This is a genomic window from Salinactinospora qingdaonensis, from assembly GCF_039539445.1.
GTDB classification, from domain to species: domain Bacteria; phylum Actinomycetota; class Actinomycetes; order Streptosporangiales; family Streptosporangiaceae; genus Salinactinospora; species Salinactinospora qingdaonensis.
In genome coordinates this window covers 1-13339 of sequence record NZ_BAABDD010000017.1, presented here as the reverse complement: position 1 = coordinate 13339, position 13339 = coordinate 1, and the positions used below count along the sequence as shown (strand labels likewise).

The following is a 13339-nucleotide window of genomic DNA, read 5'->3' as shown; positions in this document are numbered from 1 at the left end:
AGTGTAGTAGATGCCGCTGAAGATCCCGCTGCCCCCCTGGCCGGGCCTGAGGGAGTGGCTTCTCCTCATCTCGCGGGTCGGAGCTTCCCTTTCGGCCGTGGGAAGAACCGCCTCGTGTAGGGGCGGTGGCGCCGTCTCAACCGCCAGGCGCCCCGTCCGGGCGGCCAGCAGGGGCGTGCGCGTGGCGAAGGGAGCCGCGGAGGGGCGCTGCCTGGCGGCGGTGAAGCACCCGTCCGCGGAAAAACTCTACAGTGGCCGGCACCCGGAGGGCGATGGTCGGGGGGAACACCGCCCCCAACGGGTGACGCGCCGGTTCTTGGACTAGCCCGCTTCGACGAACGCCTCGCGGAGGTAGTCGTGGACGGCGCGTTCGGGCACTCGATAGGAGCGTCCCACGCGGATCGCGGGGAGCGCACCGGAGTGGACCATTCGGTAGACCGTCATCTTGGAGACTCGCATGATCGTGGCGACTTCGGCCACGGTCAAGAACCTGACCTCGTCCAGCGGAGCCTTATTCCCACTCATCTTCCGATGCCCTCACTTCCGGACGTGAGCGTTCTCGTCCCTGCCTGTCGCCACCGTGACGCATCCTCGCCCGGACACGGAGACCTTCCCCTCGCCCGTCGCCACGCTGGTGTGCCGATCGGTAACTACTGACACGTCCGGTTTCAGGGTAAAACCGGGTGCACAGCATTGAAAGAGTGGTTTTACTGTCGGCCTGGCTACATGAGAGGGGCGGGCCAGATGAGGTTTAAGGGATGGGTATAACTGTTTCCCGTGTCACAGCAGCCCGGATCGTTGCAGTACATAGGCGCACAGCGGAAGGTAATCCTCGGTGAGGTAACCGTCGTCTAGCGGCACCGTTGTATGGATTTTTCCTTCGTATTCCCCCACGAAAAGGGCGGGGTCGTTGGAGTCGGCGAAGCCGATAGCAGGAATTCCCGCTTCCCCTGCCGCGCCGGCGAAACCGTGATCGGCGATGACCAACTGCGGCCACGGCTGCCCTGCGTCGGCCAGCGCGGCCAGCGCGGCCTGCATCGCGAACGGGTCGTGGCTGTGGCGAGGCAGCAGGTTGTCCACGACTATGCCGACTCCCTCTTCCCACACGAGAACCCGCCGTTCCGGAGGCACTTCCCCTTCGTAACCGTTGACTTCGTAGGAGAAGCCACCGGCCGCGGTGACGATCGGGCACCCGCGCTCGCGCAGTGCTGAGGCCCACACTTGGTAGGTTTCGAGCAGGTTTTTGGGGTGTCCCGTGGCGAACATGACCCGCTCTCGGCGACGCGCCGCTTCAGCCATCCGGTCGGCCAGCGCCTCAAGCGCATCGGCGGTGCGGTCGGGGTCGATGGTGTCGATGCCCCACCTGTAGTTCTCGTCGGCGACGACGCCACAGCTCTTGGACATCAGGGAGAGGACGTCGCTGTAGGACCACTCGTCGCTGTGGGTCAACCCGAACTGGTAGTACGGGTCACCCTCCACGAGGCGGCGGTAGTGCTTGAGATTGTTCTCCCTGGGCGTGTCGACCTGCCCCGCTATACCGGTGCGCACCATATGTTCGATCAGCTCCGCGCGGGAGGGCGGCGTGACCAATGGGCCCCCTTATCGGTCCGGAATCCGTGAATTCCGACATCCACGGATCATCGAGGCACCCTTATACCCGTTAACCGAAAATTTCAACGCACGTTGTCCAGATTGAGACCGCCCCCTTACTTGGCCTGTGGTGGGGGTCACAAATTGGGATCGAGCCCGTGACAGGGGAAGACCGCCTTGCGGGTGGCCTGGATCGCCCGGTCCACGGGGTCATCGGGGTCATAGCCGTCCTCGAACCGGCTGTAGCCGACCGTGCGGTTGTCGGTCATACGCAAGGGCGGAACTTCCCCGGTGCGGGTGTGAGCAAAGTCGCGCCAGGTTTCTGGGGTCATGGTGTCGGAGGCGATCGGTGAGCCGGCGGCCTCGGCGAGAAGGTGCGTCCATGCGCGTGGGACCACCTGGACCAGCTCGTAGCCGCCCCCGCCCATGAGCACCCAGCGCCCGCCCGCCGTCTCTTTGGCGAGCCGATGCAGCTCGGCGTAGGTCTGGCGTTGTCCGTCCAGGCTGAGCGTGAGGTTGGCGAGCGGGTCGAGCGCGTGCGTGTCACAGCCGTGCTGGGTGACCAGGATCTCGGGCTGGAGCTCGCGCAGCAGCGGCGGTACCACCGCGTGGAAAGCCCGCATCCACAGCCCGTCGTTGGTGCCGGCGGGAAGCGCCACGTTGACGGCGTAGCCCTCGGCGTTGGGGCCGCCGATCTCGTCTGGAGTACCGGTGCCGGGAAACAGGGTCGCCGGCGATTCGTGCAGGCTGATGGTGAGCACGCGAGGGTCGTCGTAGAAGCGCTTCTGCACCCCGTCGCCGTGGTGAACGTCGACGTCGACGTAGGCGACGCGCTTGGCCCCCTGCTCCAGCAGCCAGGCGATGGCGATCGCGGGGTCGTTGTAGACGCAGAACCCCCACGCGTGGTTGGGCATCGCGTGGTGCAGCCCGCCGGCGAGGTTGGCGGCGTGTTCGGCTTCGCCCCGCCACACGGCCCCCGCTGCGGCCACCGACGCGCCGGAGATGAGGGCCGCCGCGTCGTGCATCCCGGCAAAGACCGGGTTGTCGGGAGTGCCCAACGAATAGGGGTCGTCTGGGGCGAGCGTTTGGCCGGCGCGGCGCACCGCGGCGATGTAGTCGGGCTCGTGGACAAGTTCGAGCAACTTGTCGTCAGCGGGCTCGACGGGGACGAACGAGACACCGGCGGTGTCGAACACGCCGAACTCGCGAGCCAGCGCCATCGTCAGCTCGACCCGTACGGGCGCCAACGGGTGCTGGGGCCCGAAGTTGTAGGCGGTCAGTCCATCGTCCCACGCCACGCGCAGCGAGCAGCCCATGCGCCCCTCCCCCTGTTACAGATACCGATCCCGTGGCTCTCACACTAACGAAGGACGAGCCGCAACAACGGCAACGGGGCCCAGCCGAAGTCACCCTTGGGACAGCTCCTGGCTGCGGTCACGAGCAGCTTCAACGGCGTCGATGAAGGCCGAACGCACCCCGCCGCGCTCCAGTTCGCGCAGCGCGGCGATCGTGGTGCCGCCGGGTGAGCTGACCGCCTCGCGCAGCAGGCTCGGGTGCTCGCCGGAGTCGGTGAGCATGGCCGCGGCGCCACTGATGGTCTGGGTGACGAGTTGCTGTGCCGTAGCGCGGGGCACCCCCGTCAGCACGCCGGCTTCGATCATGGCCTCGGCGACGAGGTAAATGTAGGCGGGTCCGCTACCGGAGAGGGCCGTGACGGCGTCCATATGCTCCTCGGGCACCCGCACCACCTCACCCACCGACCGCATCAACCGCTGGGCGTGCTCGACCTGCTCGGCGGTGACACCGTCGGCCGCGGCGACAGCGGTCATGCCCTTGCCCAGCAGGGCGGGCGTGTTGGGCATGGCGCGCACGACGGCGACGTCGCCGGGCAGGCGCTCGCGCACGGTGGCGGTGGCTACGCCGGCGGCGACGGAGACGACCAGCCGGCCCGGCCCCATCTCGGGTGCGAGCTCGTCGAGGACGCTGACGAGCTGCTGCGGTTTGACGGCGAGGATGAGGACATCAGCGCGCTTGGCGGCGTCGGCCCCGGGAACCACGTCGATGCCGTAGCGCTCGCGCAGGTGCGCCGCCTGCTCGTGGCGAGGCTCGGTAACGAGTAGTTCGCCCTCGTCATAGCCGGTTGCCAACAGTCCGGCAAGCAGGGCCTCACCCATCTTGCCGCCACCAATGATCGCGATCATGAACCCAACCTTTCGACTCCCCCCACCGTAGCGGCGCGCCCGGGCGCGGGGCACATCGTGCGGCCCCCGCCGCGACCGGTGCCGCACGCCAAACACTCCAAGAAACGGCGCGCGGTCCCCGCTGCCTCAGGAAAACCCGAAAACCAAAAAACCGGACATCTTCCCACGGCAAACAACAAGAGAACCTAAAAGGATTTTCCTTTTTGCTATGGAGTTCCTCCTGCCTTGCGGCTCGATTAACTGAGAATATAAGGCGCGGTCACACCCAATGACTTCACTGGCGCGGCAGGCCGTTCCCGGTGCTCGTTGCGTCTGCCGGGAGCGGGCGCCCTATCGAGCCGACAACGGAAGGGGACGCAGTCGTGCGACGCGGCATCCTCGATCGCGCCACCAGCACCCCGTGGACCGCAGGCGGCACTACCACCGTTTCCCCGGCAGGCGGCGACACCACCCGCTGCCCGCCGTCCCCACGTCCCACCGGCACCGCCGAACAGAATCGCGCCGTCTCCTCGCGGCGGCGAAAGAAAAGCTCTTGCAGTGACTAGTCCATTCCATCGGTGACGGTTTTCTGCCGCCTTCCACGATCTCGCCCCCCCTTGCGTCGCGGCCCCATTCCCATCGCCTCCGCATCAGCTCACGCGCGTCCCGACCGGGTGCGCACTACCCGATGGCCGCCCCGACCAACTCCCTGACAGCGAGAAACCTCCCATCCCTATCTGGAGGAACCAATGCACCGTGTCCCCGTGCCCCCACGCGCTCGCAGCGCCGGCGCCGTGATCGCCGCCGCCTCGGTGACGCTGGCCCTGGCCTCCCCCGCACCGGCGACGGCCGACACGTGCGGCTATCCCTCGCCGCGCATCCGCGACATCCAAGGCAGCCACCACCTCTCTCCCCTTGACGGCTCCGACGTCAGCGACGTGCGCGGTGTGGTCACCGCGGTCGACTCCAACGGGTTCTGGTTCCAGGACCCCTGCCCCGACAGTGCCCCGGCCACCTCGGAGGGGCTGTTCGTCTACACCTCCAGCACACCGAATGTGGCGGTGGGGGACGAGATCTCGGTCGAGGGCACGGTCAGCGAATACCGGCCCGGCGGCTCCTCGACCGACAACCTCACCACCACCGAGCTCACCTCGGCTTCGGTCACCCACCTGGGCACCGCCTCCGTGCCCGCCCCCACCGTGATCGGCTCCAACGGCCGGGTGCCGCCGGACACGGTGATCGACGACGACGCCACCGGCAGCGTGGAAAGCTCCGGCAGCTTCGACGCCACCGCCGACGGCATCGACTTCTACGAGTCGCTGGAGGGCATGCGCGTCCAGCTCGACACCCCCGTTGCCGTCGGCCCCACCAACACCTACGGCGAGATCCCGGTCCTGGGCGACGACGGCACCAACGCCACCGTGCGCACCGCCCGCGGCGGGATCGTGCTGCGCCAAAACGACCCCAACCCCGAGCGTGTCCTCCTCGACGACGGGGTGGTCTACGGCGCCACCCCCGACGTGGACACCGGCGACCACTTCTCGGCCCCGGCGGTGGGCGTACTCGGCTACAGCTTCGGCAACTTCAAGCTCCAGCTCACCCAGTCGCTGTCGGGGGTGTCGGGCTCGTTGTCCCAGGAGACCACCAGCTCGCCCGGCTCCGGCCAGCTCGCGGTGGCCACTATGAACGTGCACAACCTCGACGCCAACGACCCGCAAAGCCAGTTCGACGCGCTGGCCGACCAGATCGTCACCAACCTCGCCGCGCCCGGCATCATCTCGGTGCAGGAGGTCCAAGACAACAACGGTGCCCAGGGCGGGCCTCCCGACGCCGACCAAACCTGGGGCGAGCTGATCGACGCTATCGACGACGCCGGCGGCCCCACCTACGACTACCGCCAGATCGACCCGAAGAACAACGCCGACGGCGGCGAGCCGCAAGGCAACATCCGCGTCGGGTTCCTGTTCCGCACCGACCAGGTGTCAGTTGCCTCCGGCCCCCACGGCGACGCCACCACCGCCGTATCGGTTTCCGACAGCGGGATCAGCGGCGACCGGGTGGCGCTGAGCCACAACCCCGGCCGCATCAAGCCGGGCGACTCCGCCTTCGACAACAGCCGCAAGCCCCTGGTCGGCAAGTTCTACTTCAACGGCGAGCCGCTGTTTGTCATCGCCAACCACTTCAACTCCAAGGGCGGGGACGAGCCGCTGTTCGGCCGCTACCAGCCGCCCAACCGCCCCAGCGAAACCCAGCGTGAGGCCCAGGCCCAGATCGTGGCCGACTTCTACGACGACATCGAGGCCGTCGACGCCGACGCCCGCGTCATCGTCGCCGGTGACCTCAACGACGTCGAGTTCTCCACCTCCGTGGGCACGCTCACTGCGGCGGGTCTGACGAACCTGCCCGCGACAGTGCCCGACGACGACCGCTACAGCTACATCTACCAGGGCAACTCCCAGGTACTCGACCATATCCTCATCTCGCCCGCCCTCGTCACCGCCGGCTACGACTTCGACATCGTCCACGCCAACGCCGAGTTCAGCAGCCGCCCCACCGACCACGACCCGCAGGTGGCCCGGCTGAACATCCCCTAGTTGTGATGCTCGGCGAGAGTGGGCGGTGGGGTGGAGTGGGTGAGTGGCCCGCCGTCGCCCCGCGGGCCGGCGAGTTCGCGAAACGATTCGAGGCACGGGCCAACGAAGAACGTCCCCCAACCGTTCGAATAACAGAACCCAGCCCCGCCTGCGGGGCTGGGTCTACCGGCGCATCGGGGCGCCCCGGCCGGTTCGGCCGGGGCGCCGCCGCGTGTCCGGGACGGGGCGGCGAGTGGGGAGGCTAACGCCGTCCCGCGATCGCTCGGGCGGCGAAAACGAGGTTGGCGGGGCGCTCGGCGAGGCGGCGGAGGAGGTAGCCGTACCAGTCGCGGCCATAGGGCACGTAGACGCGCACCCGTGCGCCCATACCGGCGAGGCGGCGCTGCTCCTCGGGCCGTGCGCCGTAGAGCATCTGGTATTCGAAATCGTCGGCCGAGCGCCGGTTGAGCGCGGCCAGTGTGCCCGCGATCTCGATAAGGCGCGGGTCGTGCGTGGCGACCATGGGAAACGCCGAACTCTGCATCAGCGTACGCAGCGCGCGCACGAAGGCCGCGTCGACCTCGCGGTGGCTCGTGTGGGCCACGGCGGGATCGAGAGCATAGGCGCCCTTACACAGCCGGATTCGGGCGCCCGGGGTGGCCATGGCCACAGCGTCGTCGTCGGTGCGGCGCAGGTAGGACTGGAGTACACACCCCAGCCACGGGAAATCGGCGCGCAGTACGCGGACCATGCGTAGCGTGGCGGAGACGCTTTCGGGGCCTTCCATGTCCAACGTGACGGTAGTGCCGGCCTCACGCGCCGCAGCGCAGATCCGAGCCACGTTGGCGGTAGCCAGTTCCTCCCCGTCGGCGCCCAGCCCCAGCCCTACGGCCGAAGGTTTAACCGAGACTTCTGCAGCACTGCTCAACCCCTCCTCGGACAGGCGGCGCAGCAGCCCGATGTAGGCCTCAGTGATCTGGGCCGCCTGCCGGGGGTGGGTCGTATCCTCCCCGAGATGGTCGACTGAGGCGAACAGTCCCTCCTGGGCCAGGGAAGCCACAACGGCGATGACAGTGTCGACCTCCTCCCCGGCCACGAACCGGTCGACCACGCCGCGCGCGAAGGGCGAGTTGGCGGCGAAGGCGCGCAACCGCCGACTCCCCGAAGCCGATAGCAGTGCCTGCCGGAGAACCATCGCATCGCTCCTTACGCACTCGCGACGTGCGGAGGGGTCGGCCACGCGGACCGGGGCCTCCAGCCTACGCCGGGACGGCGGGAATCACGGGCTAGACCGCCGGAGCGTCGCCGCGGCCAGCACGAGGGCGAGCAGGATGCATCCGGCGACGACGGTGACATCCAGCGCCAGGTCCCCCGAGACCTCGGCTGAAGTGGTGCTGACGATGTCGATGGCGTCGACGGCGTAGGACAGCGGCATGGCCCACGAGATCGCCTCCAGGACCTGCTGCATCTCCTCGCGCGGCGCGAACAGCCCGCACAGCAGCACCTGGGGCATGATGAAGGCGGGCATGAACTGCACGACCTGGAACTCGGTGCGGGCGAACGCGCTGGCGAGCAGGCCCAACGCCACGCCCAACAGCGCGTCGAGAGCGGCGATGAACAGCAACAGCGCCACCGAGCCCTCGACCTCGAATCCGAGTAGTAGCGCGGCTCCCACTGCAACGGTGACCTGGGCCAGCGTTACCAGGGTGAACGCGCAGGCGTAGCCCACCAGCAGGTCGAGCTTGCCGGTGGGCAGCGTCATAAGACGTTCCAGCGTGCCACTTTGGCGCTCACGCAGCGTGGCGATCGAGGTGACCAGAAACATCATCACGAACGGAAAGATCGCCAGCATGGCCGGGGCGATGCCGTTGAAGATCGCCTCGGAGTTGAAGACATAGCGCAGCAGGAACAGCAGCAGCGAGGGCACCACGAGGAGCAGGGCGACCGTTCGCGGATCGCGTCTGAGCTGGCGCAGGATGCGCAGCGCCGTCGCTGCGGTGATCGCCGGACTCACGTTCACTCCCCGTTCTCGTGGCTGTCGTGGCGACAGTCGGGCTGGGCGGATGCCATGCCTGCGGTGGTGGTCTCGCCGGTTCCCTCGCGCTCGATGAGTCGTAGGAACACCTGTTCCAGGTCGTCGACGCCGGTACGCCGGCGCAGGTGGTCGGGGCTGTCGGTGGCGAGGAGCCGCCCTTGGCGCATGAGCAGCAGCAGATCGCATCTGCCGGCCTCGTCCATGACGTGGCTGGACACCAGCAGGGTGACGCCGCGGCGGGCCAGGTCGGTGAACAGCGACCACAGTTCCTGGCGCAAGACCGGGTCCAGCCCGACCGTGGGTTCGTCGAGCACCAACAGCTCAGGCGAGCCCAGCAGCGCAATCGCAAGGCTGACGCGGGTGCGCTGCCCGCCGGAGAGGCGGCCGACCTCCTGGTGGGCCTGATCGGCCAGGCTCACCTCGGTGATGACCCGCTCGGGGTCGGAGCGCGGTGCGCGCAGCACAGCGGCGAAGTAGCGCAGGTTCTCGGCAACGCTGAGGTCGGCGTAGACCGAAGGGGTCTGGGCGGCATAGCCGATACGGTGGCGCAACTCCGGCGCGCCCGCCGGACGGCCCAAGACGGTGACCGTGCCCGCCGTGACGAGTTGCACACCCATGATGGCGCGCAACAGCGTGGTCTTGCCGCATCCGCTGGGCCCCAGCAGACCGACGACGCGCCCGGGCGGGATGTCGAAGTCCAGTCCGGCGATGGCCTCGCTGCCGCCGCGGCGCACCCGCAGTCCCTCGACATGCACCACCGAATCATAATTCTTCATACGTTGAATTTATGTCGGCGCTCTGCCAGGGTCAACGGCTGACCGGGCCTCGGCTCTGGCAAGGACCAGACGACATGGGCAAGGAGAGCGGAAGGCGCCGCCGGTGCTGCTCAACGGTCTTGCGACGCCCCCTTTGAACCTAAGTCACTTCGGAGGCACCTTCCGGGGGCTGGGGTGGCTCCAAAACGGCGCGCAGAGCGGGGGTGTAGATCTGGACGATCTCCTCGGGGGTGGCCGAGGCGAGAGGCTGCACACCGATGATGTGGCGCAGCAGCACCATGCCGAACAGTTGAGAGGCCATCATGCTGGCCCGCAGCGGAGAGACCTCGGCGTTGGTGGCCACGTGGTTGAGGATGACCGTCTCCATGAACTCCCGGATAGCTCTGGTGGCCGGCTCGTGGGTGGTGGCCGAACGCACCATGGCCAGCATCGGCGCCCGACCCTCGGGGTCCTCCCAGATGCTGAGGAAAAACCGGACGATCGTCTCGGCACGGTCGCCCTCGCTTTGGCCGATCACCCGCCATAGGGCCTCGCGCGGGTTGAGGGGCAGTTGCATCGCCGCGGTGAAAACGTCCTCTTTGGTGCCGAAGAAATGGTGCACCAAGGCCGGGTCGACACCGGCGGCGCGAGCGATCCCGCGGATGGTCGTGCCGTTGTACCCCTTGTCGGCGAACTGCTCGCGCGCCGCGTCGAGAATCTGTTCCCTGGTCTGCGTGGCGCCAGGACGCCGTCCCGTTCGTGGCATCGGTGGTGGGCTCTGCGCTGGTGCGACTGTCGAGCCGTACTCCGTTTCGCGTTCATCGGTTGTGCTGCCGGACCGGCGGGCCCCGGAGGAATGCGGGGAAGGGAGGTCAGGACTCCGCGACGACCGTGCCGTCGGTGGCGACGGAGAAGAGCCGGGGCGCGGAGTCGTCGGGCCGGCGCCGCATGGCGATGCGTTCCCGGCGATTGGCGCCGGTAGCGGTCTCGTAGGCCCGCCCGCCTTGTTCTTCGGAGGATAACGGCCGCTGCGTGGACGCGGCATGCTCGGGGGCGGGCCCCCACGCTCCGGCGAAGTGCAACCGGGTGAAGGCGAGCGCCTCGGCGAGGTCGAGTTGACGCGACTCCCGGTCGGCCGCCTTGCGGGTATTGACCTCCAGGACGAGTTGTCCCCGGTAGCCCGAGGAGGCCAGGTGTTCCAACACCTCGACACAGGGCTGGGTGCCACGCCCCGGGATGAGATGCTCGTCAAGGTTTTGCCCTCCCATACCGTCGGCGAGGTGGACGTGGGAGAGCCGGTCACCGAGCCGCTTGGCCATGTCCATAGCGTCGGAACGCGACATCGCGGTATGGGAGAGGTCGAGGGTGACGTCGGGGTAATCGCGGTCGAGGGGGTTCCAACTGGGCGAGTAGGGGACGACCTCTCGGCCGCGCATATGCACCGGATACATATTCTCGACCGAGAAGACGACGTCGGTCTCCTCGCTCATCCGCTGGATACCGGCCTCGAACTCCTTGGCGTAGTCGCGCTGCCAGCGAAACGCCGGATGCACGACGATCGTCGACGCCCCCAGGGCCTCGGCCATCTCCTTGGAGCGCACCAGCTTGCCCCACGGATCGCGCCCCCACACCCGCTGCGTGAAGATGAGGCACGGCGAGTGCACCGCGGTGATGGGAATTTGGTGGTAGTCGGAGAGTCGGCGCAGCATGTCGATGTCCTGGCTGACCGGATCGGTCGACACCAGGACTTCCACGCCGTCGTATCCGAGCTTCGCGGCGATCTCGAAGGCCGCCGGAGTCTTCTCCGGGTAGACCGACGCCGTCGAGAGCACGACCGGCGCCTCGGGAACCTGGATAGCGCTCACTTCGTCAACCCTATGCGCTCGAAGGAAAGTTGGCTCGCACAGCGGGGGTACCGCTATCGTCCGGCAGGTGAGCACTACGCTGCGCGGAGCGATCCCCAGTCCGAACATATGGAACAGTCCGCGGATCTACGAGTTGGAGAACCGCGCGGTCGATCCCGACGGTGTCATCGACGCGGCTATGGCCGAGCTCCGGGGGATCGAGGGGGCCCACGTGCTCGATGTGGGCTGCGGCACCGGATTCCACCTGCCCGGGTTCGCCGCGCACGCTCGGCGGGTCATCGGAGTGGAGCCCCACGTTGACCTCGCCGCGGCGGCACGGACCCGTTCGCGTGGGCTGACGAACGTGACCGTGCGGACGGGAGTGGCCCAGCGGCTGCCGGTGGCCGACGCCTCGATCGAGGTCGCCCATGCCCGCTGGTCCTACTTCTTCGGCCCGGGCTGCGAGCCGGGACTGCGTGAACTGTCCCGGGTCATGCGGCGCGGCGGGTTCGCGTTCGTTATCGACAACGACGCCACCCGCAGCACGTTCGGTGGCTGGTTCCAGCGTTTTCTTCCTTCCTATGACCCTTCACAGGTGGAACGGTTTTGGGCGCGACATGGATTCCAGCGCAGGCCGTTGACGATGCGCTGGCGGTTCGAGGCACGCGCCGATTTCGAGGCCGTGGTGGGGATCGAGTTTCCGCCGTGGCTGGCGGCCGAGATCATCGCCTCGCATCCAGGGCTCGAAGTAGACTACGCGCTCAACCTGTGGTGGCGGGAATATTGAACAGCGCCGGCGCAGCCGATGGCGCACGCGCGGCCCACGAAAGGAACGAGGGGTGCGGAGCTGGTTGCTTGATTGTTCAATAACGAGTAATTCTACGATGAAGTATTCACCATGAAGTCGGCGGAGTGGGTGCGCAGGGCGTCTTGTACAGGAGTGCGCTGAACTGGCTCCATGCGGGCATCCTGCCCGTAGCCGCCCGCCAACTGGCTACCGGCATCACCCTTGTTGAGGGGCCGGCGGCCGCACGGTTGCCTACTGCCGCGTCTCCAGCGCCGATCAGGAGCCCGACCTACAGCGCCAGGCGGGCCGGGTCGCCACCGAGTGCACCCAACGCAGCGTCGTCCTGGGTGCCACCGTCACCGAAACCGGCTCCGCCCTCAACGGAAACCGCCCCAAGCTCCACGCGCTGCTGCGCGATGCGTCGGTGTCCACGATCGTGGTCGAACACCGCGATCGACTGTCCCGCTTCGGCACCGAGCACGTGGAATCGGCCCTGGCCGCCTCGGGGTGGACGCTGGTCGTGCTTGAGGACACCGAGGTTGAGGACGACCTGGTCCGCGATGTCACCGAGGTGCTGATGTCGATGTGTGCCCGGCTGTACGGGCGAGGCTCGGCGCGGCGCCGCGCGCGAGCCGCCGTGGAGACCGCCCGCAGCGCAGAGGAGAGCCCGGCGTGACCCCCACCACCAGGCGTACCTGTTCGCGCTGGAGCCCACCACCGAACAGGCGCAGGCGTTGGCCTCGCACGACAAGGTCCAGCGCAAGCTGCGGCGCGCCCAGCGGCAGGCGTCGCGCCGCACAGGCCCCGACCGGCGCACCGGGCAGATGCCGTCGGACCGGTGGCGCAAAGCCCGCGCGGTGGCCGACACCGGCATGGGCGAGGTGTGCCGCCAACTCGACTACAAGGCCACCTGGAAGGGCCGGGCCCTGGTGGTGGCCGACCGGTGGTTCCCCTCGTCCAAAACCTGCAACGACTGCGGCGCGGTGAAAGCCAAACTGCGCCTGTCGCAGCGGACCTTCGCCTGTGAGGCGGGCGGGGCGTGTGGCTGAGCTGAACACGCGCCGCAGCCACAGCTCGCCGGCTGAAAGCTGGCACTCCGGACAACGAAACCGCGCGACACAGCCCCACCTGCACAGCCGCCGCTATCGGGCGACAGCGGCACGTGAAATGTTTACTCCTTTTCCCCTGGGTCAGAAGGAAGAGATATAGCTGTTCGACCTGCATCCGTGGCACGCCTGGGGCCCTGCTCAGCGGTCACACCCACCCACGTCCGTGCCACGATCTCTGAAACGCGCAAGGAGATCGCCCTGGCCCCCAGCCCCGAAGATGATCGACCGACCGTTCCCCTCAACGAGGACGAGAACAGGGTCTTCGACGCGATCGTGGCGGCTGAGACCCGCCTGAACCACCGCATCGGACTGTCCAACCTGGTGGCCGGCCTCAGTCCCCATTACCTTTTAGAGCAGTCCCGCAATGGGACTCCCGGCCTCTGGTCCCGGTATGACTGTGTCCCCCTGTCACCGATGATCCGGGGGGTGGTGTCACCGGGCACCAGAGGCGCCGCACGACCGCTGA

Annotated in this window: 13 protein-coding genes and 1 pseudogene; 5 read left to right on the top strand and 9 right to left on the bottom strand. The window is 67.9% G+C overall.

The genetic code is table 11. The features are described 5' to 3' along the window. Nucleotides 1-321: 321 nt before the first annotated feature. The 4 genes from ABD848_RS16775 to proC form a co-directional block, all read right to left on the bottom strand. The gene (locus tag ABD848_RS16775; protein ID WP_344973008.1) at nucleotides 322-525 is read right to left on the bottom strand and encodes a helix-turn-helix domain-containing protein; all 204 of its coding nucleotides are present in this window, start codon (nucleotides 523-525) and stop codon (nucleotides 322-324) included. Nucleotides 526-780: 255 nt separating this feature from the next. Further along, nucleotides 781-1551 (bottom strand): phosphatase, encoded by a 771-nt coding sequence (locus ABD848_RS16770; RefSeq protein WP_344973160.1) that lies wholly within the window; start codon nucleotides 1549-1551, stop codon nucleotides 781-783. Nucleotides 1552-1727: 176 nt separating this feature from the next. Then, complete coding sequence (locus tag ABD848_RS16765) at nucleotides 1728-2906, bottom strand: acetoin utilization protein AcuC (RefSeq protein WP_344973006.1); 1179 nt, start codon at nucleotides 2904-2906, stop codon at nucleotides 1728-1730. A 90-nt stretch (nucleotides 2907-2996) separates the two neighbouring features. Beyond that, nucleotides 2997-3791 carry a pyrroline-5-carboxylate reductase gene (proC, locus tag ABD848_RS16760; protein WP_344973004.1) on the bottom strand — a complete coding sequence of 265 codons (795 nt, stop codon included), beginning with the start codon at nucleotides 3789-3791 and terminating at the stop codon, nucleotides 2997-2999. A gap of 743 nt (nucleotides 3792-4534) precedes the next feature. On the opposite strand from proC, the gene ABD848_RS16755 reads away from it, so the two are divergent. After that, a complete protein-coding gene (locus ABD848_RS16755; protein WP_344973002.1) occupies nucleotides 4535-6364 on the top strand; it encodes an endonuclease/exonuclease/phosphatase family protein in 1830 nt (609 codons plus the stop codon). A 241-nt stretch (nucleotides 6365-6605) separates the two neighbouring features. Here ABD848_RS16755 and ABD848_RS16750 read toward each other — a convergent pair whose 3' ends face one another. From ABD848_RS16750 to ABD848_RS16730, 5 genes are all read right to left on the bottom strand, one after another. Next, nucleotides 6606-7538 carry a proline dehydrogenase family protein gene (locus tag ABD848_RS16750; protein ID WP_344973000.1) on the bottom strand — a complete coding sequence of 311 codons (933 nt, stop codon included), beginning with the start codon at nucleotides 7536-7538 and terminating at the stop codon, nucleotides 6606-6608. Nucleotides 7539-7622: 84 nt separating this feature from the next. Next, nucleotides 7623-8357: an ABC transporter permease gene (locus ABD848_RS16745; RefSeq protein WP_344972998.1), complete on the bottom strand. Its 735-nt coding sequence runs from the start codon at nucleotides 8355-8357 to the stop codon at nucleotides 7623-7625. A gap of 2 nt (nucleotides 8358-8359) precedes the next feature. After that, nucleotides 8360-9154 carry an ABC transporter ATP-binding protein gene (locus tag ABD848_RS16740; RefSeq protein ID WP_344972996.1) on the bottom strand — a complete coding sequence of 265 codons (795 nt, stop codon included), beginning with the start codon at nucleotides 9152-9154 and terminating at the stop codon, nucleotides 8360-8362. A gap of 139 nt (nucleotides 9155-9293) precedes the next feature. After that, the gene (locus tag ABD848_RS16735) at nucleotides 9294-9899 is read right to left on the bottom strand and encodes a TetR/AcrR family transcriptional regulator (RefSeq protein ID WP_344972994.1); all 606 of its coding nucleotides are present in this window, start codon (nucleotides 9897-9899) and stop codon (nucleotides 9294-9296) included. Nucleotides 9900-10005: 106 nt separating this feature from the next. Beyond that, nucleotides 10006-10998, bottom strand: coding sequence for a sugar phosphate isomerase/epimerase family protein (locus ABD848_RS16730; protein ID WP_344972992.1), 993 nt, complete (start codon nucleotides 10996-10998; stop codon nucleotides 10006-10008). A gap of 178 nt (nucleotides 10999-11176) precedes the next feature. Between ABD848_RS16730 and ABD848_RS16725 the strand changes: the two genes are divergently transcribed. From ABD848_RS16725 to ABD848_RS16710, 4 genes and pseudogenes are all read left to right on the top strand, one after another. Then, nucleotides 11177-11764, top strand: coding sequence for a class I SAM-dependent methyltransferase (locus ABD848_RS16725; RefSeq protein WP_425567585.1), 588 nt, complete (start codon nucleotides 11177-11179; stop codon nucleotides 11762-11764). Between the two features lie 125 nt (nucleotides 11765-11889). Then, nucleotides 11890-12440 (top strand): annotated as a pseudogene (locus ABD848_RS16720) (IS607 family transposase). Between the two features lie 58 nt (nucleotides 12441-12498). After that, the gene (locus ABD848_RS16715; protein WP_344972986.1) at nucleotides 12499-12813 is read left to right on the top strand and encodes a zinc ribbon domain-containing protein; all 315 of its coding nucleotides are present in this window, start codon (nucleotides 12499-12501) and stop codon (nucleotides 12811-12813) included. A 177-nt stretch (nucleotides 12814-12990) separates the two neighbouring features. Beyond that, nucleotides 12991-13339, top strand: a 349-nt coding sequence (locus tag ABD848_RS16710) for a hypothetical protein (protein ID WP_344972984.1), incomplete at its 3' end; no start/stop codon positions are given.

Coding starts and splice junctions, on each gene's coding strand:
- ABD848_RS16775 (WP_344973008.1), bottom strand. CDS start 525: ATGAGTGGGAATAAGGCTCCGCTGGACGAGGTCAGGTTCTTGACCGTG.
- ABD848_RS16770 (WP_344973160.1), bottom strand. CDS start 1,551: ATGGTGCGCACCGGTATAGCGGGGCAGGTCGACACGCCCAGGGAGAAC.
- ABD848_RS16765 (WP_344973006.1), bottom strand. CDS start 2,906: ATGGGCTGCTCGCTGCGCGTGGCGTGGGACGATGGACTGACCGCCTAC.
- proC (WP_344973004.1), bottom strand. CDS start 3,791: ATGATCGCGATCATTGGTGGCGGCAAGATGGGTGAGGCCCTGCTTGCC.
- ABD848_RS16750 (WP_344973000.1), bottom strand. CDS start 7,538: ATGGTTCTCCGGCAGGCACTGCTATCGGCTTCGGGGAGTCGGCGGTTG.
- ABD848_RS16740 (WP_344972996.1), bottom strand. CDS start 9,154: ATGAAGAATTATGATTCGGTGGTGCATGTCGAGGGACTGCGGGTGCGC.
- ABD848_RS16735 (WP_344972994.1), bottom strand. CDS start 9,899: ATGCCACGAACGGGACGGCGTCCTGGCGCCACGCAGACCAGGGAACAG.
- ABD848_RS16725 (WP_425567585.1), top strand. CDS start 11,177: ATGGCCGAGCTCCGGGGGATCGAGGGGGCCCACGTGCTCGATGTGGGC.